The organism is Gilliamella sp. LMG 34360 (assembly GCF_984568995.1).
Map to the genome: position 1 here is coordinate 571,985 of NZ_OZ474900.1, position 24,929 is coordinate 596,913.

Genomic DNA, 24,929 nt, shown 5'->3' on the forward strand with positions numbered 1-24,929 from the left:
ATCAAATCTATTCGGTACTATTTTCAGAAAAATATTGAAAAATATTAAATTTAACTACCCATGTAACCACACTTAAATCATTATTTAAGCCAAACTCACTTAACCTCATAAATATGACGATTTATTCTATTTTTAATGATGTTTACTTAAACAGTATTTTTTATTGATTAGATTGAATTACATAATTTTATTAAGCTTTACTTCGATACAAGACATTTAAAATATATCGTAACTCTTTCACATCTAATTGACCTGGCGCGGATGCATTTTTAGCTGCACCAAATGTCATTGAAGATCCAAAGGTTATTCCAGACACTCGACTGATTGCGCCAAGACCTGCCATCGACATAGTAATAATAGGTTTTTCAGCGTAGTTTTCGTTCATTTCGGTTGTTGCAGCAAGTAATGTTAAAACATCATCCGTTGTTTTTGGCATAACTGCAATTTTGGGAATGTCTGCACCTAAATCTTGCATTTTTCGTAACCGGTAGATGATATCGCTTTTAGGAGGTGTTTTGTCAAAATCGTGATTGGATGCTACTACAAAAACATTGTGCTTATGGGCAACATGAATCATCTCTTTTACATAATCATCACCAATAAACACTTCAACATCAATAAGATCGATTAAACCACTATGCACCATTTGTTTATTTAACTCGATATATGAGGTTAATGGCCAAGGTTTCACGCCACCTTCGTTTGCGGTTCTGAAAGTAAATAAGATCGGCTTATTAGGTAAAAGTTCTCGAATTTGTTTTGCTGTTTGTTTTACAGCATTGATATCGTCAACTTGAGTAAAGTGATCAACACGCCACTCTAAAACATCAAAATCGATTGATTGTAAAAACTTTATTTCGTCAAGTAGTTCTGCTTCGGTTTTACCGACAACAGGAACGATAATTTTAGGTGCGCCTGAACCTATTTCAAGTCCTTTAATATTAATGGTTTTCATTTTATATCCTGTTAGTAAAAAATCATATTAATTCAAACTAGTTAAATAAATTTTATCACCAATTATGGTGGTGGTATTTAAGTCTAAAAAACAAGTTTAATTATCTATTAATCATTAAATCCCATTTTTTCTTTTACATATTCAATCGGAGCTTCTTCGCCAGTCCAAATTTTAATTTGTGCAGCACCTTGCCATAGCATCATGCCAATACCATTGAGTATCTTACAACCTTGTTGCTCTGCTATTTCAAGTAATTTTGTTTTTCTAGGACTATAAATACAATCAGTTACCACAAGATCAGTTCTTAGCATCGTTGGATCGGTTATTAAACTTTGGCCTTCTAATGGTTTCATACCTACGCCAGTAGCATTACAAAGTACGACACTTTCGGCAATCTCTTTACGTAATTGCTCTTTATCATCAAGATCCGTCACATAAACTTTACATTGAGTATTTTGGTTTAATTTTTTTGCTACTGCTTCGATTTTTTGGTAACACTCGTCTTTTTGGTTAAATATGGCAATCTCTTTTACACCATCTAATGCCGCTTGTACAACAATCGCTGTTGCCGCACCACCCGCCCCCATAATTGTCATTTTTTTACCAATAACCTCAACGCCAGCCTCTTTGAGCATACGCATATAGCCTATACCATCGGTGTTGTAACCTGTTAGCACGCCATTGTCATTTGAAATTGTGTTACAAGCACCGCTCATTTCGACCGCTGGGGTTAATTTATCTAAATATTGGCAAACCAATTGCTTATTTGGCATCGAAACGGCACTTCCACGCAGCCCTAATGCCCGTAAGCCTTTTATTGCGCCGGGTAATTTTTCTTGATCTACTTCGAAAGCTAAATATACATAAGGTACATTCAATTTAGAATAGATTGTATTTTGCATTTGTGGCGATAAACTGTGGCGGATTGGGTAGGCCATTAATCCGATTAATAAAAAATGACCGTCGATATTATCTCTCATTGAAATTCTCCAGAATAACCTTATTGATACGCAACGTTTTATAAAATAGATATTTTTATACAAATTGTGTAAGTCATGCGCAAATATTTTCAATATACATTATAGCGCGTTTAATGAGTGATTTTGACAGGGATAGTTCATCATTACAACATTCAATTTAACTAGTTATTTAAATAATGGTTTTAATAATGACACAAGATCAATTTTTATAAACCCCATTAATAAATGATAATTACGTGCTTGGTAAAGTCATTCTTTTCTATCTTTTATTTTTTTATGTCATGGTAACGTTGCATATATCATTGATAATGATTTTTTTAGATTTTTAGGTGAGTTTGCGTCATGATGAAAATTAAGTAAATTGGTTATCATGCCTCAATTATGGTGGTATGCTTCTTTCAGTTGTTCATTACTGGTATTAATATTTGGCATATCTTTCTTCTTAATTAAAAATTTAATTCATATAAAATATAAATTCTATGTAATTTTTAAATTAGCCTAAGTATGATTTGTCATGATATTTGTATAAATATTTATTGTTTAAATTAAAGTGATAATGTTCACTTAGTAAGTTAAAAAAGGAATTTTTATTAAAATGGGATCTATATCAAAAAATTAAAAATCAGTAGATTAAAAGTGATGTTGCACAAATATAAGACAATCTATTGATTTTATTTTTAATTAAAATATTTTTAGAAATGTTGCAAATTTGTTCAAAAGTCAACATGTTTTGCGTTAACGTTATTTACAATCTATGTATTACGCTATCAATTGCACTTTCCATATCTATAGCCTAAAATGTTAAACTTTGCTTCTTAACCCAGAATCTTCTTATGAATACAGTGCTTGATTTGTTCTCGTCCATAAATGCAGTTGTGGTCGCGGTAATTTGTATGTTAATTTTGTCTCTTTGCCGTGTTCATGTGGTAATCAGCTTAATTATTGGTGCATTTGTCGGTGGATTATTTAGCCATTTATCATTGAAAGAAACGATCGATGCCTTTAATACTGGTATTAGTAATGGTGCCAATATTGCGCTTTCTTATGCTATGCTCGGCGCTTTTGCTGTGGCGATTTCAAAATCAGGCTTACCTGAATTATTAGCAGATAAGGCGATAAAACAGCTTACAACCAGTAGTGCCAAAAAGCGTATTAAATGGTTATTAATTATCATTATTGCACTAGTTAGTATTTCGTCACAAAACATTATTCCTATACATATCGCTTTTATTCCTCTCTTAATTCCGCCACTTTTATATGTAATGTCGCGGTTGCAATTAGATAGAAGAATGATTGCTTGTATTATGACCTTTGGTCTTATTACTCCTTATATGTTCTTACCAGTTGGTTTCGGTAATATCTTTTTAAATCAAATATTATTAAAAAATATTATTTCATCGGGTATGGATGTCAGTCATGTTAATGTCATGCATGCGATGGCGATTCCTGCATTGGGCATGTTTCTTGGCTTATTATGGGCTATTTTTGTCAGTTACCGCAAACCAAGAGAATATAAAATTATTCGTGAAGAAACCAATTTAGACGCACTAAACAATGTGAATAAGCGTTCACTTATTGTTTCGTTATTAGCGATTGTTTTATCGTTCACGATTCAACTTTACACAGGATCAATGATTTTAGGCGCATTAGTTGGTTTTATTTGCTTTATTGTATCAGGCTCTATTAAATGGGGTGAAGCAGACGGCGTATTTACCGATGGCATCAAAATGATGGCAATGATTGGTTTTGTGATGATTTCAGCCCAAGGCTTTGCCGAAGTTTTAAAACAGACTCACGAAATTGAACCTTTAGTTATCAATAGTGCTGAGTTGTTTGCGGGCAATAAAGTTATTGCTTCATTTATGATGATGCTCGTTGGACTGGTTATTACCTTAGGTATTGGCTCTTCGTTTTCAACTGTACCAATTATTGCCGCTATTTATGTACCGCTTTGTGTGCAACTTGGTTTTTCTCCTATTGCTACCGTTTGTTTGATCGGTGCATCTGGAGCGATTGGTGATGCGGGTTCTCCACCTTCCGATACCATTTTAGCAACATCAGCAGGTTTAAATAGCGATGGTCAGCATGATCATATCCGTGATAGTGTTATTCCAACATTCACCCACTTTAATATTCCATTATTTATTGCGGGTTGGGTTGGATCATTAATTTTATAATCATTTAGGTAGATGAGTTAAGGTCATTATTAGTTATGAATAAAAAGTTACACTCAAATATTCGAGCTATTTGTGCGCAAGCGATTTTTAATGTACTTGAAGATGGGCAATCGCTAAGTACGGCCTTAACGTTATCGAGCCATAAAATAGCGGAAAAAGATCGCGCATTAGTACAAGAGATCTGTTTTGGTGTGATGCGAGTTTTGCCTGAACTTAACTTTTATATTCATACTTTGATGAGTAAAGTACTTACTGGCAAAAATCGAGTTCTTCACTATTTATTGTTAGTGGGTATTTACCAAATTTTATATACCCGAATACCTGAGCATGCTGCAGTAGGTGAAACGGTTAATGCAGTAAATGATTTAAAAAAGTCAGCGCTCAAAGGGTTAGTAAATGGTGTATTGCGTGAATTTTTACGCCAACAGGCATCATTACAGCAAAAATTTATACAGGATAACAAACAACAGACAAGTCAAACCTTGCACCCAAGTTGGTTACTTAACCGTCTTAAGCAAGCTTATCCACAGCAATGGCAAAATATTATTAATGCAAATAATCAAAAACCACCAATGTGGTTACGGGTTAATCTTAATCACTATTCTGTCAGTGAGTACCAACAATTATTGGCTGAACAGCAAATTGAGTCAGAAGCTTTTGCTGATTTGCCTTGTGCAATCCGGTTATTGTCACCAGTGAATGTAACGAAATTACCTTATTTTGCTGAGGGAGCGGTTACTGTACAGGATCTATCAGCACAGTATGCTGCATATTTACTAGCACCAAAAAATGGTGAGCAAATTTTGGATATGTGTGCCGCTCCAGGTGGTAAAACAACTCATATTTTAGAAATTGCTCCGAAAGCGAATTTATTAGCGGTAGATGTTGATGCGAGTCGTGCCAAACGTATTGAAGAAAATCTGGCTCGCTTAAAACAAGTAGCAGAAGTTAAAGTAGGTGATGGGCTTACTCCTGAAAAATGGTGCTCAGGCAGACAGTTTGACCGAATTTTGCTTGATTCACCATGCTCGGCAACTGGCGTGATTCGTCGTCATCCTGATATTAAGTGGTTACGTCGTGATAGCGATATTGCGCAATTAACTGAGTTACAACACGCTATTTTAACTAATATTTGGTCATATATAAAAACAGATGGCACTTTAGTTTATGCCACCTGTTCAATCCTACCCGATGAAAACAAATTACAAATTGAGCGTTTTTTAAAAGAAAACAACAATGCTCAACTCGTGGGTGACATGAAGCAATTTTTACCAACGGCACAAAGTGGTGATGGATTTTTCTATGCTGTTTTAAAAAAGAGTAGTTAGTGCATTTAAAAATGTCATGCTCTATTAAAAATGATTAACCTATTATCTATCGTTGCTCTACTTACTGTAATTTTTAATCAATTGAGCTAATTGCTTACTGTGCTGTGATGCTTTTGCTTTTATCGTCGCTTTTTCTCCTTCAATAACAGGTGATACACCATATAAAAGTATTGGAGGAAGATATTTCATTTGTGTGTAGAGTGCTGAAACTTTAACGGATTCAAGTAAATTATTTATTAATTCAGGGCTATATTTTTGGTAATTCTCCTCTACTTGTCCTACTGTTAAACTTTGTAATAACTTTTTATCTTTTAATTTATCTCCCTGCGAGCCATAAGCAAATTGGTAGGTTAATACCTCATCAAACCATAATTTAAGTATTGCTGGCATATTAAACCAATACATAGGGTATTGTAGTACGATAAGATCATGTCTAAGTAAAGCGGCTTGTTCTTCCTTTACATTTATTTTGTAATCTGGATAAAGTTGGTGAATATTACGAATTTCTAAATCAGTAATATGTTCTTGCAATGATTCTATGATGGTTTTGTTTGCAATAGATTGTTCAATATTGGGATGACCTAACACGATTAATGTCATGATAATTCCTTTTAAATTTATACTATAAAAATTTGAGTTACTATAATTAGTTTATTCCTTAATGAGGTTATGGCAATATCTATCAAATTAGATAGTTATAAAAAAAATAGTTAGGTAAGTTAAATGGAACAAGACAAACAAAGACTTTCAAAAATTTATAAAAATAAAACGTATTATTGTCCTATCAGTCTAGCGATGGATTTAGTTGGTGGAAAATGGAAAGGTGTAATACTTTACTATTTACTTTCTGGAGAAAAAAGATTTAGCGAACTAAAAATAGTGATCCCTGAAATTACCGATATGACATTAAGTATTCAACTAAAAAAACTTGAAGATGATGGTTTAATTACTCGCACAGTTTTTGGCGATAAGCCCCCGTTAAAAGTATTATATAAATTAACGTCACTTGGTGAACGAATTGGTCCTGCATTAGAACAACTTTGTTTGTGGGGATTAACTGTATAGTGTTAAATGATTATATCAGTATATGTTTAAAGCTTTTTCGAAGATGGATGTTTGAATATAAAATTAATTTTTTGTGAGAATTGTTATATAGTTAACATTAATTTAAGTATGACCAATATTATTATATTTAGGAAATCGATATTCTTCAGGAATGCTATCTAATTCAAAATATTCATCTGAATAAGCATTTTGCATGGTAAAAATTAAACTTAATAACAAAAAAACAGTAATATTTTATATCTCATAGCAGTTCCTTATTTGAAAGAAACAGAATTAAAAATTTTTGCTCTATTTATTTTCTGAAAATTTGCTCGTCGTTCAGTATAATTATCAGCTTTCTTATTGATTATTTGTATTATCTTATTAACATTTTCGACTTTGTTTACTTCATCTACTTTTTATATAACTTACGGTTTATCCATAGATAACCGTTTGATGATAATAAATAATTTTTAGCAACAAAGTAGGATTTGCAAGAGAAACATTTATTTTAAATGTTTCTCTTGCCGTTTAAGATTTATTTTATTAATCAGAAATACAAGCATTAATAGCAGAACAGTGAAGCCATTTTTTAATTATCTTATTTTTTTTTGTTGTATATTCGATCTCATAAAAATTATTTTTATAATTTAATAATTCGATTTTATCCTCCCTAATTAAATATATCTTTGTTTTATTATTTAAATTTGGAGAATCATATAGATAACTCTTATCCACTGTAAGCTTAAATCCATATTCTTCGGGCAGATATTGAGTTAAAAGGAAACGATTTATACAATTATTAATATCTGTTGAAGTATAAAACGTGTTGCAAAATTTTGAAGCATATTTCTCTGTTAATAGATTGAAATAGATATTATGCTGTTTTTGCTCTGGAATTTCAGTGATGTATTGTTGTAATTCAATATTTACTGGTATCTTCTTATGATATATCAATAAAATTAATTCATTAATAAAAGAATTTTGTTCGCTAAGTAAACATGATGGATAACTGAATTTATCCTCCTGACCAAAGCGGTAAACATCAAGATTAGCGCTTACCCATTTACATTTTTTATACAACTCACTTTCCCATTCCTCCTGAAAAATATCAATATTTTTTTTTAAAAGAATTTGAGATAATTTATCTATTATAACTGAATTATATTTTATATGATTATCCATATCAATGAACATGCTCTCTATTGGACTAACATCACTAAAAACATTGTTACTCATAAATATTAATATAAATAGTAGAACTTTCTTCATTACTATAATCCTTTTTCGAAAAATTTAGCTTCATCTTCTCTTCTTTTCAATAATTCCTTTTTATTTTCTTGATTTACCCATAATCTTTTCATCGATCTAAATAAACCAGGAATATCTTTAAGCTCATTATTTCATAATCGATAAGTTATTACCTGCAAAAAGTAATTAGACCATGTTTCGGTATTCTTTTCTTAGTTAATTTTATGTTCACCATTCATTAATAGCTAACACATTATTTTATAATATTAATTAGCTAATTGATGTAATGAATGGTGCCTCATCGCTAAATAAAATTATTACTTCAATACTTTTTACCATTTTTTCTCTCTATCAAGATATTTTATCAATCCCTCTTTCGTTGAAAATTCACAACGTCTATCGGTTTCAAAATCATCAATACAAGGAATTTTCGATAAACTGTTATCATCCCCTATAAAAAATAACGCCCTCAATATACCATCTTCTTCTATATATAAAGGTAATTCAGTAATGCGATAACTGTACGATTTGTTTGGCGTTAAAGTATCTTTAAGTAACATATAAATATATTTGTCACCTGTTTTTTTATCAGTATATTCAAAAGCGCTTACTAACTCCCGATTACCATATTGATATGTATAAAGTTCGTACGCTTTATTCAATTCTTTATTATTATTTGTTAAAAAATACACCTCTAAATTACGCTTTCCATCTTCAAAAGTATTACTAAGAAACATCGCTGTTCCTTTATGGCCTTTATATTCAACATTAATTGGAGGATGGGCAATATTATTATATTTAGGGAATTGATACTCTTCTGGAATGCTATCTAAATATTCACCAGAATAAGCATTTGGCATGGTAAAAATTAAACTTAATAACATAAACAGTACTATTTTATATCTCACTGTAACTCCTTATTTAAAAGAAACAGAATTAAAAATTTTTGCTCTATTTAGTTTTTCTAACCAACAATTTTATATTCTGTTTTCATCCTTGACCTATTTTATCGAGATTGAGTGTTGTTATCATACAATTTTGTTCATGATGATATTCCAAATGATTTAATAGTACTATTATTAGATAAATTATTACCTACTTTTCTCTTTATCAAGATATTTTATTAATCCCTCTTTCGTTGAAAATTCACAACGTCTATCGGTTTCAAAATTATCAATACAAGTAGTTTTTGATAGGAATTCATTATCACCTAAAAAAAACAACACCCTTAGTATACTATCTTCTTCTATAAATAAAGATAATTCAGTAAAGTTATAACTGTACAATTTGTTTGGTATTATAGTACCTTTAAATAAAATATATATGTATTTGTCACCTGTTTTTTTATCAGCATATTCAAAAGCGCTTACTAGTTCTTCATCACCATATTGATATGTATAAACTTCGTATGCTTTATTCAATTCTTTATTATTATTTGTTAAAAAATACACCTCTAAATTACGCTTTCCGTCTTCAAAAGTATTACTAAGAAACATCGCTGTTCCTTTATGGCCTTTATATTCAACATTAATTGGAGGATGGGCTATATTATTATATTTAGGGAATTGATACTCTTCTGGAATGCTATCTAAATATTCACCTGAATAAGCATTTGGCATGGTAAAAATTAAACTTAATAACATAAACAGTACTATTTTATGTCTCATTGGAATTCCTTATTTGAAAGAAACAGAATGAAAAATTTTTGCTTTATTTAGTTTTTCTAACCAACAATTTTATATTCTGTTTTCATCCTTGACCTATTTGTATCGAGATTGAGTGTTGTTATCATCCAATTTTGTTCATGATGATATGCCAACAATGATTTGACTGTGCTATTGAATAAGTTATTACCTAGAAAAGTAATTGCTCCAAATTTCGCTATTCTTTTCTCGGTTAATTTTATTTTCACCATTCAATAGCTAAAATTTATATGAATTATTAAGATATTTTATCAATCCCTCTTTCGTTGAAAATTCACAACGTCTATCGGTTTCAAAATCATCAATACAAGTAATTTTTGATAAACTGTTATTATCCCCTATAAAAAACAACGCTCTTAATATACCATCATCTTCTATATATAAAGGTAATTCAGTAATGCTATAACTGTACAATTTGTTTGGTGTTATAGTATCTTTAAGCAACATATAAATATATTTGTCACCTGTTTTTTTATCAACATACTCAAAAGCGCTTACTAGTTCTTCATCACCATATTGATATGTATAAAGTTCGTACGCTTTATTCAATTCTTTATTATTATTTGTTAAAAAATACACCTCTAAATTACGCCTTCCGTCTTCAAAAGTATTACTAAGAAACATCGCTGTTCCTTTATGGCCTTTATATTCAACATTAATTGGAGGATGGGCTATATTATTATATTTAGGAAATCGATATTCTTCTGGAATGCTACCTAATTCAAAATATTCATCTGAATAAGCATTTGACATGTTAAAAATTAAACTTAATAACATAAACAGTACTATTTTATATCTCATTGCTACTCCTTATTTGAAAGAAACAGAATTAAAAACTTTTGCTCTATTTATTTTCTTAAAATTTGCTCGTCGTTCAGTATGATTATCAGCTTTCTTATTGATTATTTGTATTATCTTATTAACATTTTCGACTCTGTTTACTTCATCTACTTTTTTATATAACTTACAATTTACCCATAGATAATTGTTTGATGATAATGAATAATTTTTAGCAACAACTAAAGTAGGATTTGCAAGAGAAACATTTATTTTAAATGTTTCTCTTGCCGTTTAAGATTTATTTTATTAATCAGAAATACAAGCATCAATAGCAGAACAGTGAAGCCATTTTTTAATTATCTTATTTTTTTTGTTGTATAATTAATCTCATAAAAATTATTTTGTGATCGTACTAAATCAACGATATCTCCCTTGATCAAATACATATTTGTCATATTATTTTTATCGGGTTTATCAAATAAGTGGGATTTCATAATAATATTGTAAGAATTTTCGTAACCAACTACTTTTTTGCTCACAATACAATTCCCTTATTAACTTTTATCTAAAATCTAATAGACAATTATCTATTTTTAGAGCGTATTTTTTTTGTCTTAATCTTAGAAGCCAGTTGACAAGCATCGGTTAAATCATTTTTGCAAGCTTGATTAAGCCACAATAATGCTTGCTGGTAATTTGATTGAGCCATTTGAATAATACCTAAGTTAAGTTGAGCAAACGCATTATTTTTTTGCGCTGCTTTTTCATACCAATAAACCCCTTTTTTGTAGTTATCTAAATCTGAACCCAATCCACCAGTTGTTAAATATAAATTACCTAATTCAACTTGCGCAGGTATATAATCTTGTTGAGCCGATTTTTCTAAAAAATATAATGCTTTTGAATTGTCTACTTCAACACCAAATCCAAATAGATAATCTATGCCTAATTCATATTGAGATTTTGTATGATTTTGTTTTGCGGCTTTTTCTAACCAAATAAGCGATTGTTTAGAATCACCACGCTCTGAATAAATAACCGATAAAGCAAATTCAGCTTCAGCATATCCTTGTTATGCTGATTGCTGATACCAATAAAAAATTTTATCATTATATTTTCCATCAACATTTTTCGATAACAACAAATTTGCTAAATGATACTGAGCAACCTTATCTCCATTTTCTGCTTTAATGATTAAATTATTTTCGTTATCGATATCAGCCTTTGCAAGATTTATTACCAACAAAATGCAAGTTAATCCGACTGCTGTAATAAATTTTTTATTGAGGTATTTCATTAAGTTCTTCTTCCTCTGTTTCATATAAATTAGCATAATTATATATTTTTTTAGTTAGTACCTTACCATTCTTATCATAAGTTGTAGTGATCTTATAATCTTTGCCAAACTCATCAGGATGATAATAATTCGTGCGTACAGGCATACCTAATAAATCATATTCATACCAATTACCTACAGAAATACCAGCCGCATTATAATGACCTTGGCAACCCTGTTCTTTAGTTTGACCATTTGGATAATAAATAATGCGTAAAGAGTAACAAAAAGAACTATTAGTTAAAGTGGCTAACGATACTGCAGTAATATCAATGTGTTCCTTTTGATTATTGGCAAAAACATTATTAACCAAAAATAGTGGAATGAGCGATAAAAAAATTATTCTTTTCATTATGTAATATCCTTATAATCTTCCTTATAAAATATTTTAATATTTTGTTTAAGGCTCATCTCCAACCTCTACTATTGAGTAAGTCATCAAAATTAATCTTAAATTTATTAACCTTGTAATTTAAGCAATTTTCAATATTACTGTCTGAAAAAAAATTAGTTTTTATACTATTCTCATCTAATTCAAATATTCTATAAAGATACATTGGATCATCTGAAGTTACTTTTTTGTATGGATTGTATCGCTAATGTATACTTTCGATACAATCCAAGTTTTAGTATGATCTGCTTTTGTTAAAAACGAAATAAATGATAAAAATAGAAAAATTAATAAATAAAAATAACGAAACATATTCTTTCTTAATAAATCCATTCTGGACAAACGTTTAATTGTCTTTTTTGGTTTTATTTTTTAACATTAACTATATAATGCCATTACAAAGAAATTTTTTATCTCAATTTTTATCTATTACCATTAGGATAATATTTAAGATATTTCTCATAATTTATCTAAATAAGCACAGCCTTCAAAAATTTCACCTTTATAGTTAATAAAAATTTCATATATTGAATCAGGTTCATCAATATTGATTTCACATTTAGATTCCTTATTAAGACCTCGAATTAATCCAATAACACCATTTTTTGAATGAAAAAAAGCGACAAAATTATTTGTTATAGCAGAGTTTTTTATATCGATTTTTATTGCTATATTGTCTTCTTTCAAATGAAGAAACTGTAATCTATTTTTAGTTATTTTTGCATTCCAAAATGGTTCATAGCCACTTGCATAAAACCCGATTGAATTATTTGTAACTTTGCTCCAAAATTTTGTTGGTGATAGCATATCTATCTGTTGCATTTGTTCTGCTTTGGCTTTATTTATCCAATCTATCGTTCCTGTGTTTAAATCCATAAAACTCTGTTCATTATTTTGTGTACTTCCTAAATATAAATATTCTTTATTTGAAGAGTCAATAAATACCTCTTGAGCCAATAGTAATTTAGGAAAAATCAATAAAATTAAAACTAGAAATTTCATAGAATTGCCTTATTTTTTATGAGGATTACCATCTAAAACAAGGGAATATAGATAATTATCCTTTGTATATAATTTGTTAGATTCAGCCTTGTCACCAACAACGTTCATAATTAAATTGTTAATGATTATTTATAAATATTTTTTTCTCAAGTTGGATTAATCTCTAGAAATATTCACCTTTATTCGAAAATCAAATAGACAATTATTTATTTTTAGGGCGTATTTTTTTTGTCTTAATCTTAGAAGCCAGTTGACAAGCATCGGTTAAATCATTTTTGCAAGCTTGATTAAGCCACAATAATGCTTGTTGGTAATTTGATTGAGCCATTTGAATAATACCTAAGTTAAGTTGAGCAAACGCATTATTCTTTTGTGCTGCTTTTTCATACCAATAAACTCCTTTTTTGTAGCTATCTAAATCTGAACCCAAATCGAAAGTTGTTAAATATAAATTACCTAATTCAACTTGCGCAGGAATATAATCTTGTTGAGCCGATTTTTCTAAAAAATATAATGCTTTTGAACTGTCTGCTTCAACACCAAATCCAAATCGATAATTTATGCCTAATTTATATTGAGCTTTTGCATGATTTTGTTTTGCAGCTTTTTCTAACCAAAACAACAATTGTGGAAAGTTACTGCGCTCTGAATAAATAACCGATAAAGCAAATTCAGCTTCAGCATATCCTTGTTCTGCTGATTGCTGATACCAATAAAAAATTTTATCATTATATTTTCCATCAACGTTTTTCGATAACAACAAATTTGCTAAATGATACTGAGCAACCTTATCTCCATTTTCTGCTTTAATGATTAAATTATTTTCGTTATCGATATCAGCCTTTGCAAGATTTATTACCAACAAAATGCAAGTTAATCCGACTGCTGTAATAAATTTTTTATTGAGGTATTTCATTAAGTTCTTCTTCCTCTGTTTCATATAAATCATCATAATTATATATTTTTTTAGTTAATACCTTACCATTTTTATCATAAGTTGTAATAATCTTATAATCTTTGCCAAACTCATCAGGATGATAATAATTCGTGCGTACAGGCATACCTAATAAATCATATTCATACCAATTACCTACAGAAATACCTGTCGCATTATAATGCCCTTGGCAACCCTGTTCTTTAGTTTGACCATTTGGATAATAAATAATGCGTAAAGAGTAACAAAAAGGACCACTATGATTAGCGGCTGACCGTGCTGCACGAATATCAATGTGTTCCTTTTGATTATTGGCAAAAACATTATTAACCAAAAATAGTGGAATGAGCGATAAAAAAATTATTCTTTTCATTATATAACCTTTAATGATATTTTTTTAAATTCTTTAGTAATCCTTTATATAGCTGATGAGCAATTAAATCAATATTTGAAAATAAGGCTTTTGCATCTTTGGGTGATGAAATAAATCCTAATTCAATGAGAACTCTCCGTTTGGTTTTATTTGAATTTCTTAATACTTGAAGACCTCTTACATCTTTCTTAGGGGAAGATGGCTCAACAGGAACCACAGTATAATAACTAAATATATCTTCTGCTAATTCTTTACTAAGTGCAACAACTTCGCTGTTTGTTATATTAGGATATATTACGTGAGATCCTGAAATAGAATAATTTGGAACGTCATCAGCATGTATGGAAATAAAATAATCGGCATTATTTTTATTAGCTAGATCAATTCTAGCTTGTCTAGTCTCTTGATCATCTTTTCCTTCAATTCTCCTCTCTGTTCGGGTGAGAATAACATTATAACCGTTTGCTTCGAGTAATTGTTTGAGTTTTATTGATACATCAAACACTAAGCCTCTTTCATTTCTTTTCAAATCCTCTGAAGAATTCACAATTAAATTTGTGTTATCAATAACTTTTTGTGGTAAATTTGTGATATCTGCTTTTGCTGTTTTATTTTCATCTATTTTATATTCATAAATTTTAGCTGATGCACCTGTACTTCCCTGTGTATATCCATGACCAGGATCAATTACAATTGTTAAATTATTCTTTGTAAATTTAAACATTTCCATTATTATCGGATTAATAAACCATGCTTTCCCCTTAGAGCAAAATTCAGCTGGAGGTTTTACTTTGGCTGAACTCGATGATTTATTTGCTGAATTGCTATTTGTAGCATTTGTATTATTTTGTTTCGCTAAACCTTTTGCAACATCATCCCACCATAACATTTTTTTTATCTTTTCTTTTTCATTATCCCAACGTGCTACTTGTAGTTTTAATTCTGTATAAAATGAGTCTTCAATTGTTTTATTATTATTGATTCCCTTTTTTTCCAATTCTTGACGTTTTAATAGTAATCCTCTTTTTACTGATTCTTGTTCGTTTTCGGGTAATGTACTTATATAAGCATCACATTTTGCAACATCACCATCTTCTAAATAACCCAAGACTTTTTTTGCTTTCTCGTTAAATTCACTGTCTAAGGCATCCCATTTGGGCATTTTGCCTTGTGCATCCATTTCACTATACCATTCACTTTCGCTCTGAATCAGTAAACGTGAAAGTGCCGATGATAATTGTGGTTTATCTTTGATTCCGTTGAAACTTTTTGCATCTATTTTGGCATATTTTTTTTGGTCTAAATGATATTGCCTATCTAAAATTGTTAATGTCTCTTTTAGTGTTGGTTTATAGGCTTCAAGAGATGCATTGTCTCGAGATAAAGACTTTTTAACATCTAAATAAAACTCTTTTGTAGTCGCCTTTTCTTCGATCAGCTTAAAATCAAACCAATCCCAACAACTCACTTTTTTTACACTTTCTTTATTTATAACTAACCAGCCACGGATAGGGACATTATCTTTATCAAGAGCATGCTCTATAAAAATCCATAATATGCCATCTTTATCAATAGCTCGATGACTTAACTTTTTAAAGACTCCATTATTAATATCAAGTAATAATGGAGTATCAATAATCGAACTGTTATTCGCTAATTCGCTTGCCTGTAATGGATATTCACTCCAGGCTTTTTTATCAGTCGCTAAAGTGATATTACCCTTTGAGTTTATGTTTTTTGATATCTCTTCACTATTTTCTATCCATGCCGTTTTTTTCTTAGTTTTGGATTCTGTGATTTCGATTTGTAACCATTTGACATTGATATCTTTACTGATTACTTTAATCTCAGTATGTTGCCCCACATCTGTGTCTGCATCTTTCGGTGATTTAAGTAGTTTTGCTTGTTTCGAAATACCTAATAAGGTCTTCTCTTCCTCAGGAAGTTTACTGGCTTCTGCTTGAGTTAGTGCAATAAAATTAGGCAGGTCATCACAAGTAAAACATTCAACATGCAAGTTGGTTTCGCATTTAATTTCAGTACTGTTCTGGGAAAGTGATATCTTAGGGGTATGGTCATGCCCAATATGCCCAATCAAATCACCTGCTTTTATTGGAAATGGTGTATCTAATACAACCACTTCATTGTATTTTTTACCTCGGGAAATTCTTTCAAGGCAATCAAACCAAATTTTTGTGTTTCCCTTTGGTAAAGGAATGGTGGGTTTACCATCCCGAATCACTTCAGTTAACTCAACAAAATGTTTTGCTTTTTTATTTCCCGATATTTTAACTTGGGTTCCTCCAGGTAGCATTGATAAGATTTTTTTATCTTTTCGAACTCTTAATCCTTTAGATTTCACCCAATTAGTATTAAATTCTTTTGTTAGTATGCTAATTTTTTCAGACTGACCAGAAAGAAGTTTTTCGTGCGCTTTTAATTCTAAAATTTCAAATTCTAGCGAGGTCATCTCTTTACCAATAAAAATCCAACCTAAAATGTCTGTTTGACTTTCACCTTGAGTGTGTTTGATTGATTTTAACTCGGGAATAGAGGAATAACCTTCCGCTAAACTTGTAACAGCATACCAGTTATGATTTTCGTCATGTAAATCAAGATTTAAATTTACTTTGGTACCGACTTGTAATACCGCTAATATACTGTCATTTTTTGAATTGTCCGCTTTATCGCGAATACATAACCCTTCGACCTTATTCAACTCCTTATGGTTAGGTAATACACGATAAATATCTTGTTCCCAAAATGCAGGTGTTGGCATTTTAGAATTTTTATCATAAAAAGCAGTATCGGCCAGATGCATATAAAGGCTATAAAAATAGAGTTGATGCGGCGGCAGCTTTTCTTTTTCAGTTTCGGTGGGGGTATTTTCTGATGTAGTATCAGCTTTATCTGCCGTTGAATTAGTTGAAGTTGCAGTATCATTTGTCTTAGAAGCAGAAGATGCGGGAGAATTATCTTCAGCAGGTTTTTCTGTTGTTGAACTATTTTCGGTATTAGGCTCTGTTGGTTGTTTTTTTTCTTCAACTCGCTCCATTTCGAGTAGATGACGTACCAAAACAAAACCTGTTGAATAGAAAGCAACTGTATCTCCGTAGCTAATATTTTGATAGTTACCATTAATTCGATAAGCAACTACTTCACCATCGGCAATACAATGAACCTTTCGTTCGTTTTCATCACCTAATTCTTTAAGTACCGTTTTATCAAAGTGAATACCCATATGCATAAGATTAGTAACACTAACTGGATAAAATCCAGTTGAAGTTGACATTAATGCTGCATAATAGTCATCTGCAGTGAGAGGTTCTTTTTTACTATTAATGATAACTGGAAATGTCCATTTTTTTACTGGTGATAATGTCATTGTTCATTCCTTAAACTATGAAGTTATTATAATAATTATTTATTAAACGTAATATGGTAACACTAAAGATATCTTTAAATTTAGGATTATTTTTCTCCTCCGATGCCTTACACGCCATTAAGCTAAACATGAACATCACAAATATAGTCCATAAGTTATAACGCTATGAAATTAACTCGTGATAAAAAATAATATAAAGTCGTTTGTAAAAATACATTATTCCGCATAATTTGCAATCTTTTTTTAAAAAATTTTAATTTAAATTAGATAGATAACTTATTAATGACTGTAATAAATTAACGCAATACCAGTTAAAAATTGATTTTCAAGCGGCAGCAAAAAAGGTTGAATAGAATTTATTCGTTACGGATTTTGTATAAATTGATATTCAATCATTATCTTTAAAAATTAATTTTTTACTGAAACATATGCATAACCTGAAACTTTTTGACAAAAATAGTCATCTATTCATGATAAAAATAGGGATATCTAAAAAATTATTGAAAGGAGTCGTTTAAAATTGAGATGTGATCGAATAGTCAGGTTTAGATTGACTTAAAATATAATTATAATAGATTTTTTTGTGAAAAATATTCAGGAGTCTATACCGTTTCAAGTTTTGTGTGTATTGATATTTGTATTTAAACGTTGAATGTAAGATAAGCTAAATCCCAATTTGGACAATCTTTTATAGATATGTTAAATTTTGGCTTCGTTTTACGTTATAATGATTTTCTGATATGGCTTACACACTCACCTATAATGATTTACCTGAGAATATTCAAGATTGGCAAGGATTACCACTTTCTTTAAATGGCTGTGAGGTTGTTCCACTTGATTACAATGCAGGTAAAACTGGTTGGATTATTTATGGAAAGAAATTAAATAAAACAATATTATCAACATTCCAAAATAAACTGGCTATGCCAATGGTGATTGTGTCATCTTGGAAAATTAAAACCTATCAAATTGTACGAATCGCTGGGGTGATGCCTAAAAAGGCTAAATCTATTTCACTTACTTTAGGTATTGATGTTGCACCCATTGATAATTTACCAACGTTGCATTCTCCTGGTTTACTTGTCATGGATATGGATTCAACTGCAATCGGTATTGAATGCATTGATGAATTAGCCAAACTGCATGGGGTTGGGGAGCAAGTTGCTGCCGTTACTGAACAAGCTATGCGCGGAGAGCTAGATTTTTCAACGAGTTTACGTAAAAGAGTTGCAACATTAAAAGGTGCTCATCAAAACATCTTACAAGAAGTGAAAGATAAACTACCACTTACGCCAGGTCTAACTTATTTAGTTCGTGAGTTATACAAAAAAAATTGGCATGTTGCCATTGCCTCTGGGGGCTTTACCTATTTTGCAGATCATCTCAAACAAAAATTAAAATTAGTTGATGTTTATGCAAATCAATTAGAAATTAAAAATGAAAAATTAACCGGCAAAGTAATTGGTGATATTGTTGATGCTAAATACAAAGCAAGAACATTGCAGCAATTAGCTGCCTCGCTTGATATTCCAATCGAGCAAACCGTAGCAATTGGCGATGGGGCAAATGATTTAATGATGATCCGCATTGCAGGTCTTGGGGTGGCTTATCATGGTAAACCCAAAGTTGTTGAAAAGGCGAGAATTAGTATTAATTATGCAGATTTAACTGGTTTATGGTGTATTTTATCCACCAGTTTATTAAGTGAAGGTTAGGAGAATAATTTGGCAAAATCCGTTAAACGTGCTTATGTGTGCAATGATTGTGGCGCAGATTATCCGCGTTGGCAGGGGCAATGTAGTGCGTGTCACGCTTGGAACACGATTACTGAAGTTAGATTAGCAAGTACTTCATCACGTAATGACAGATTAACAGGTTATGCGGGTGGGGCAGGTCAGGCTAAAATTCAAAAGCTGTCAGAAATAAGTTTAGAAGCCTTACCAAGATTTTCAACTGGATTTTCTGAATTCGATCGCGTATTAGGTGGCGGAGTTGTACCGGGTAGTGCCATATTAATTGGTGGTAACCCTGGTGCTGGTAAAAGTACTTTATTGCTACAAACCATGAGTAAACTATCAGCCCAAATGAACACTTTGTATGTAACAGGTGAAGAATCACTACAACAAGTTGCTATGCGTGCACATCGTTTAGGTTTACCAACCGATAATATTAATATGTTATCTGAAACCAGTATTGAACAAATTTGTCTGCTGGCTGAACAGTCACAACCTAAACTTATGGTCATCGACTCTATTCAAGTGATGCACCTTGCTGATATTCAATCTTCACCAGGTAGTGTTGCGCAAGTGCGAGAAACGGCAGCCTATTTAACACGCTTTGCCAAAACGAAAGGGATTGCCATTATTATGGTTGGACATGTGACTAAAGATGGCTCATTAGCAGGTCCTAAAGTCCTTGAACACTGTATTGACTGTTCTATTTTATTAGATGGCGATGCCGATTCTCGTTTTAGAACACTACGCAGCCATAAAAACCGTTTTGGTGCAGTAAATGAACTGGGTGTATTTGCCATGACAGAACAAGGTTTAAAAGAGGTCAGTAATCCATCGGCGATATTCTTAAGTCGCGGTGATGAGATGTTGCCTGGCAGTTCTGTTATGGTACTTTGGGAAGGCACGCGCCCACTGTTGGTTGAGATTCAAGCGTTAGTTGATCACTCTATATATGGTAATCCTAGACGTGTTACCGTTGGACTTGACCAAAATAGATTAGCGTTATTATTAGCTGTCTTGCACCGTCATGGTGGGTTACAAATGGCCGATCAAGATATCTTTGTTAATGTTGTCGGAGGTGTAAAAGTTACCGAAACTAGTGCTGATTTAGCCTTGATTGCTGCATTAGTATCAAGTTTTCGTAATCGTCCTTTACCGCAAGATGTCGTGATTTTTGGTGAAATTGGCTTAGGTGGTGAAATTCGCCCAGTACCAAGTGGGCAAGAGAGAATTTCTGAGGCCGCTAAACATGGCTTTAAAAAAGCGATTGTGCCGATTGCCAATATGCCGAAAAAGAAACCTGACAATATGCAGATTTTTGCAGTGAAGAAAGTGTCAGAAGCTTTAGATATTTTGAGTGACTTTTAAAGTTACGTTTAATAAAAATTTTCCGCCGATTCTATTTTCGGCGGAATATTATAAAAGATGTGTTTTGACTTTCTGTTAATAACAAATCTCATAACATGGTTGGTAAGCGGTTCCTCCCGGCAGTTTCATACGATCTTGTTTTACAAAGCTTCTTAATAAATTATCGAGTTGTTTCATAATTTCAGGATCACCTTGTAATTTATATCGACCATGTTCGGCTATTTGTTTCATTCCAAATTCTTTTACATTGCCAGCAACAATGCCCGAAAACGCTCGGCGTAAATCCGCCGCAAGTAATTCGACAGGTTGATTTCTATGCAGATTTAATGCTGCCATGTTTTCATGCAGTGGTTCAAAAGGACGTTGTAGGGATTCATCAATTTTCAATAGCCAGTTAAAACCATAGGCATCACCCGTTTTTAAGCGCGAAGATTTTACATGTTTTACGCCATCTTTCATAATACGAGCAACTTGTTCAGGTGAGTCGATCACAATTTGATAAAGCTTGGTTGCTTCTTCACCTAATGTATTACGTATAAAATCATCAATAGCAGCAAAATAGCTTTCACACTCTTTAGGACCAGTTAAAATCAGTGGAAGAGTTTGGTTTTTATTGGCTGGGTTCAACATGATACCAAGAATATAAAGTAACTCTTCAGCCGTTCCCGGCCCACCTGGAAATATAATAATACCGTGCGCCATTCGTACAAAAGCTTCAAGACGTTTTTCAATATCCGGCATAATAATCAGTTCATTGACTAAAGCATTGGGTGGCTCAGCGGCGATAATAGATGGTTCGGTCATACCAATAAATCGACTATCTTTATAACGCTGTTGTGCATGACCAACAGCCGCACCTTTCATTGGTGCTTCCATAATACCTGGACCACATCCCGTACAAATATTGAGTTCACGTAGCCCAAGTTGCATACCAACTTGACGAGCATAATAATATTCGTTTTCATTAATGGAATGTCCACCCCAACAAACAATGAGATTCGGTTCTTCACCAACATGGAGTGCATTAGCATTACGTAAAATAGAAAAAACAAGATTGGTGATGTAATAGGAATGCTCTTTTTCAAGTTTGTCATTAGGAACCAAATGTTTTATTGCCATTATTTGGCTATTTAAAAAAAGAATATCACGTAAAACAGCAAATAGATTAGCTTGAATTGAGCGAATGATTCGTTTATCAACAAATGCACTTTCGGGGGCATTAATAAGCTCTAACTTAACCCCACGTTCTTTACTAATAACATTAATTTCAAAAGATTGGAATCTATCTAACAGATCTTTAGTATTATCGGTTTTACTGCCTGCATTGAGTGTTGCTAAAGAACAATTTCTAAACAACTGATAAAGATCACTATTGGCTGATTTTTTTAAAATATCAACTTCTGCTTGAGCAAGTAAGTCCATTGATCCTAATGGGCTAATATGGGTAATCATTACAACCTCCATTTGACGGTTTTATCGGCAAAAAATCATTATATATTCAAACAGAATAAAGAATAAGTAAAGCTGATAATAGCTTAATTTATAAATAACTTAATTAATACCAAATGAAAAAATAAAATTGTTCTTCTTTTATCCAATTTTTTCAATATGATATTTAACAATGATTTAAAGGTAAACGTAGTATAAAATTATTTCAATTTTAGTTATTAAGTAATGATGTTATCAATGAAAACTGATTTTTGATTATTTAGATGGATGGTCAGTCAGCTAAGAAAGGATTTTTATTATTCTTCATTTAAACAATTGGAATCAGGATCGCCTGTAGCTGATAAGATTTTTGCAACTTTAGGCTATGTTAATCCTAAAAATTTTGCAATAGAAAGAGAATGTGATTTTTTTATTGATAAATTCAATTTTTTATATAAACAATATAAAGCTAACTATAGCGGTTCATTAACAGATGAAGAAGAATTGTATGAAGAGTTTACCGATTATTATAGAAATCAACAATCGGATAATGATACTGAGGATGATATTTTACTAAAACGATTTTTAAGTGACGAGCCACCAGGAAAAATGTGGGTTTATATTTATCGAACAGCAACGGTTATTCCTAGCTACATAACGGTTATTCATACCGAGGATAATAATGACAAAGTCGAATCTTAGGTAAAAAACAAATTGATTTTTATTATGATGATATTAAATAATTGCTCATAGTCAATAAATTAAGACTGTGCTAGACTTAACCAAACTCTGAAGCTATTTTACCTAAGTGATAATGTTACTCATATGGTCAATTAGCCGCGGTATAGCGCAGAAATGGCTATGCTTCCCGATTTGGATAAGGTGTTTAAATTATATATGCAATTAGTTGATAACTATCAACGGCGATTTCAATATTTGCGTTTATCGATTACTGAACTGTGTAATTTTCAGTGTCAGTATTGTTTACCAAATGGTTATCGACCTAATAAAAACCATACGTTTCTTTCGCTTAATGAAATTGATAATGTTGTATCTACGTTCACTGAACTTGGTGTGCATAAAATTCGTTTAACTGGTGGAGAACCCACATTACGACGCGATTTTATTGATATTTTGTCAATTATTTCCTCTTATTCTCGTATTAAAGAGCTGGCAATTACCACCAACGGATCGCGTTTATTAAAAAATATTGCACATTGGCAACAAGCTGGACTGAATGCGATTAACATCAGTATTGATAGTCTATCTCCACATTTATTCAAATTAATTACCGGCCAAGATAAACTCAAAGAGCTAATGCAATGTGTTGAAAAATCATTGGAAGTTGGTATAAAAAAGGTCAAAATTAATACCGTTCTGATGAAAAATATGAATGATAATCTTGATGATTATTTGTTATGGATTAAACATCGCCCTGTAGAATTACGGTTTATTGAGTTGATGGAAATAGGCGATAGTGATGATGTGTTTAAACGATATCATACCACAGGTAGTATAATTGAATCACAGCTCATTGCTCAAGGTTGGCAGTTACAGCCCAAAATGCCATTGTCAGGACCTGCCAAAGTATATGTACATAATGATTACCAAGGTAAAATTGGGTTAATTATGCCGTATTCCAAAGATTTTTGTAAAAGTTGTAATCGATTGCGAGTTTCATCGGTTGGTAAATTACACTATTGTCTGTTTGGTGATGCAGCCGTTGATTTACGTGATTTGTTGGTAAGTCCCGAGCAAAAAACACAATTAAAAACCAGAATTTTTGCTTCATTAATGATCAAACCAGAAAAGCATTTGCTACATGATCATCAGGTTGGCATCACGCCAAATTTATCCTATATCGGTGGTTAATTGGGTATTTTGTTTAGGGACATTTGTGATCTGCCAATGTTGTATTGCCCAATCTAAAAGTTGTTGTTGGGTTGCATCTTGCCAATCTTTTGGCACTTTTTGCCCTAAAAATTGCAAAGCTTGAACTGTTAACGCTTTAAGGTTGTTTAAATCGATAGGGCGGGCATGATTTTGTTTTGAAAGCTTATTACCATTCTTATCTAAAGCTAATGGTAAATGGCAGTACGTCGGTACACTAAAACCAAATAGCTGATAAAGTGAAATTTGTTTGGTTGTGACGGGTAAAAGATCCGCACCCCGTACTATTTCTGTAATGCCTTGCTCATGATCATCAAGTACAACCACTAGATTATAAGCAAATAAACCATCTTTGCGATGAATAATAAAATCTTCTAAGGCATCTGCTAGTTGGGCAGTTTGTTCGCCTCGGATTTTGTCAGTAAAAGTTAAAACTGGATGATTTTGTTTTATACGAATAGCCAATTGATCTTTATCTTTAACTGACAATAGTCGATTACGGCAAAAACCGTCATAAATTCTATTTGCTAAATTGTGAATTCGTTGCCTTGTGCAATTACAATAATATGCTTGTTGTTTATTGAGTAGCGATTGCAGGACAGCTTGATAACGCTCACTACAGTTTGATTGATATAAAATCTCATCATCCCAATATAAATGAAGAGCTTCAAGCGTTTTTAGAATGAGAGATGATGCCCCTTTAACTTCTCTAGGTGGGTCGATATCTTCAATGCGAACAAGCCACTTACCAAAACAGGATTTGGCCTGTAAGTAGCTACCTAAAGCCGTCACCAACGAACCAAAATGTAATGGTCCCGAAGGTGAGGGGGCAAAACGACCAATATATTGCATGGGCGTATTAAGTAAACAA

Annotated in this window: 23 protein-coding genes, 1 pseudogene and 1 riboswitch; of the genes and pseudogenes, 7 read left to right on the forward strand and 17 right to left on the reverse strand. The window is 31.8% G+C overall.

The features are described 5' to 3' along the window. Positions 1-190: 190 nt before the first annotated feature. Both aroD and AC5LW9_RS02610 read right to left on the reverse strand, forming a co-directional pair. Positions 191-955: a type I 3-dehydroquinate dehydratase gene (aroD, locus tag AC5LW9_RS02605; RefSeq protein WP_493456281.1), complete on the reverse strand. Its 765-nt coding sequence runs from the start codon at positions 953-955 to the stop codon at positions 191-193. A 107-nt stretch (positions 956-1,062) separates the two neighbouring features. Then, positions 1,063-1,935, reverse strand: a complete 873-nt coding sequence (locus AC5LW9_RS02610) for a shikimate dehydrogenase (protein ID WP_198236812.1) — start codon at positions 1,933-1,935, stop codon at positions 1,063-1,065. Positions 1,936-2,768: 833 nt separating this feature from the next. Between AC5LW9_RS02610 and AC5LW9_RS02615 the strand changes: the two genes are divergently transcribed. Together AC5LW9_RS02615 and rsmB are read left to right on the forward strand one after the other, a co-directional pair. Then, complete coding sequence (locus tag AC5LW9_RS02615; RefSeq protein WP_198236813.1) at positions 2,769-4,112, forward strand: Na+/H+ antiporter family protein; 1,344 nt, start codon at positions 2,769-2,771, stop codon at positions 4,110-4,112. A 35-nt stretch (positions 4,113-4,147) separates the two neighbouring features. Further along, the gene (gene rsmB, locus AC5LW9_RS02620; RefSeq protein WP_493456282.1) at positions 4,148-5,440 is read left to right on the forward strand and encodes a 16S rRNA (cytosine(967)-C(5))-methyltransferase RsmB; all 1,293 of its coding nucleotides are present in this window, start codon (positions 4,148-4,150) and stop codon (positions 5,438-5,440) included. A gap of 57 nt (positions 5,441-5,497) precedes the next feature. Here the strand turns inward: rsmB and AC5LW9_RS02625 are convergent, their stop codons facing one another. Next, positions 5,498-6,040 (reverse strand): NAD(P)H-dependent oxidoreductase, encoded by a 543-nt coding sequence (locus AC5LW9_RS02625; protein ID WP_493456283.1) that lies wholly within the window; start codon positions 6,038-6,040, stop codon positions 5,498-5,500. Between the two features lie 123 nt (positions 6,041-6,163). Between AC5LW9_RS02625 and AC5LW9_RS02630 the strand changes: the two genes are divergently transcribed. Beyond that, on the forward strand, positions 6,164-6,505 hold the full coding sequence (locus tag AC5LW9_RS02630; protein ID WP_065737926.1) for a winged helix-turn-helix transcriptional regulator: 342 nt from the start codon (positions 6,164-6,166) through the stop codon (positions 6,503-6,505). Between the two features lie 525 nt (positions 6,506-7,030). Here the strand turns inward: AC5LW9_RS02630 and AC5LW9_RS02635 are convergent. The 12 genes and pseudogenes from AC5LW9_RS02635 to AC5LW9_RS02690 form a co-directional block, all read right to left on the reverse strand. Next, positions 7,031-7,756 carry a hypothetical protein gene (locus tag AC5LW9_RS02635; RefSeq protein WP_493456284.1) on the reverse strand — a complete coding sequence of 242 codons (726 nt, stop codon included), beginning with the start codon at positions 7,754-7,756 and terminating at the stop codon, positions 7,031-7,033. A 311-nt stretch (positions 7,757-8,067) separates the two neighbouring features. Next, a complete protein-coding gene (locus AC5LW9_RS02640) occupies positions 8,068-8,643 on the reverse strand; it encodes a hypothetical protein (RefSeq protein WP_143423829.1) in 576 nt (191 codons plus the stop codon). Between the two features lie 183 nt (positions 8,644-8,826). Next, positions 8,827-9,402, reverse strand: coding sequence for a hypothetical protein (locus AC5LW9_RS02645; protein WP_493456285.1), 576 nt, complete (start codon positions 9,400-9,402; stop codon positions 8,827-8,829). A 255-nt stretch (positions 9,403-9,657) separates the two neighbouring features. After that, a complete protein-coding gene (locus AC5LW9_RS02650; protein ID WP_493456286.1) occupies positions 9,658-10,239 on the reverse strand; it encodes a hypothetical protein in 582 nt (193 codons plus the stop codon). Between the two features lie 562 nt (positions 10,240-10,801). After that, on the reverse strand, positions 10,802-11,029 hold the full coding sequence (locus tag AC5LW9_RS02655; protein ID WP_493456287.1) for a hypothetical protein: 228 nt from the start codon (positions 11,027-11,029) through the stop codon (positions 10,802-10,804). Positions 11,030-11,125: 96 nt separating this feature from the next. Further along, positions 11,126-11,254, reverse strand: a pseudogene (locus AC5LW9_RS02660) (tetratricopeptide repeat protein); the annotation flags it as partial. A gap of 36 nt (positions 11,255-11,290) precedes the next feature. Continuing rightward, positions 11,291-11,515, reverse strand: a complete 225-nt coding sequence (locus AC5LW9_RS02665) for a hypothetical protein (RefSeq protein ID WP_493456288.1) — start codon at positions 11,513-11,515, stop codon at positions 11,291-11,293. Then, positions 11,499-11,906 (reverse strand): hypothetical protein, encoded by a 408-nt coding sequence (locus tag AC5LW9_RS02670; protein WP_493454168.1) that lies wholly within the window; start codon positions 11,904-11,906, stop codon positions 11,499-11,501. The genes AC5LW9_RS02665 and AC5LW9_RS02670 overlap by 17 nt, the downstream gene beginning before the upstream one ends. Positions 11,907-12,404: 498 nt before the next feature. Further along, positions 12,405-12,947, reverse strand: a complete 543-nt coding sequence (locus AC5LW9_RS02675) for a hypothetical protein (RefSeq protein ID WP_493456289.1) — start codon at positions 12,945-12,947, stop codon at positions 12,405-12,407. Between the two features lie 202 nt (positions 12,948-13,149). Beyond that, complete coding sequence (locus AC5LW9_RS02680) at positions 13,150-13,863, reverse strand: tetratricopeptide repeat protein (RefSeq protein ID WP_493456290.1); 714 nt, start codon at positions 13,861-13,863, stop codon at positions 13,150-13,152. Then, positions 13,847-14,254 carry a hypothetical protein gene (locus AC5LW9_RS02685; RefSeq protein WP_198236820.1) on the reverse strand — a complete coding sequence of 136 codons (408 nt, stop codon included), beginning with the start codon at positions 14,252-14,254 and terminating at the stop codon, positions 13,847-13,849. Before AC5LW9_RS02685 ends, AC5LW9_RS02680 begins: the two co-directional genes overlap by 17 nt. A 10-nt stretch (positions 14,255-14,264) precedes the next feature. Further along, positions 14,265-17,639, reverse strand: a complete 3,375-nt coding sequence (locus AC5LW9_RS02690) for an N-acetylmuramoyl-L-alanine amidase family protein (protein WP_493456291.1) — start codon at positions 17,637-17,639, stop codon at positions 14,265-14,267. 740 nt (positions 17,640-18,379) lie between these two features. On the opposite strand from AC5LW9_RS02690, the gene serB reads away from it, so the two are divergent. Together serB and radA are read left to right on the forward strand one after the other, a co-directional pair. Beyond that, positions 18,380-19,354, forward strand: a complete 975-nt coding sequence (serB, locus tag AC5LW9_RS02695) for a phosphoserine phosphatase (RefSeq protein ID WP_198236822.1) — start codon at positions 18,380-18,382, stop codon at positions 19,352-19,354. 9 nt (positions 19,355-19,363) lie between these two features. Then, positions 19,364-20,740, forward strand: coding sequence for a DNA repair protein RadA (gene radA / locus AC5LW9_RS02700; protein ID WP_025316575.1), 1,377 nt, complete (start codon positions 19,364-19,366; stop codon positions 20,738-20,740). A gap of 75 nt (positions 20,741-20,815) precedes the next feature. Here radA and ppnN read toward each other — a convergent pair whose 3' ends face one another. Then, positions 20,816-22,192: a nucleotide 5'-monophosphate nucleosidase PpnN gene (gene ppnN, locus AC5LW9_RS02705; RefSeq protein WP_065737918.1), complete on the reverse strand. Its 1,377-nt coding sequence runs from the start codon at positions 22,190-22,192 to the stop codon at positions 20,816-20,818. Positions 22,193-22,456: 264 nt separating this feature from the next. On the opposite strand from ppnN, the gene AC5LW9_RS02710 reads away from it, so the two are divergent. Both AC5LW9_RS02710 and moaA read left to right on the forward strand, forming a co-directional pair. Continuing rightward, positions 22,457-22,870 (forward strand): hypothetical protein, encoded by a 414-nt coding sequence (locus AC5LW9_RS02710; protein WP_144092910.1) that lies wholly within the window; start codon positions 22,457-22,459, stop codon positions 22,868-22,870. A 73-nt stretch (positions 22,871-22,943) separates the two neighbouring features. Then, a riboswitch (molybdenum cofactor riboswitch) is annotated at positions 22,944-23,069 on the forward strand. Beyond that, the gene (gene moaA, locus AC5LW9_RS02715) at positions 23,066-24,040 is read left to right on the forward strand and encodes a GTP 3',8-cyclase MoaA (RefSeq protein WP_370528612.1); all 975 of its coding nucleotides are present in this window, start codon (positions 23,066-23,068) and stop codon (positions 24,038-24,040) included. (Overlaps the previous riboswitch by 4 nt.) On the opposite strand, the gene gluQRS is transcribed toward moaA, so the two are convergent. Continuing rightward, complete coding sequence (gene gluQRS, locus AC5LW9_RS02720; protein ID WP_493456292.1) at positions 24,020-24,910, reverse strand: tRNA glutamyl-Q(34) synthetase GluQRS; 891 nt, start codon at positions 24,908-24,910, stop codon at positions 24,020-24,022. The genes moaA and gluQRS overlap by 21 nt on opposite strands. Positions 24,911-24,929: the final 19 nt, after the last annotated feature.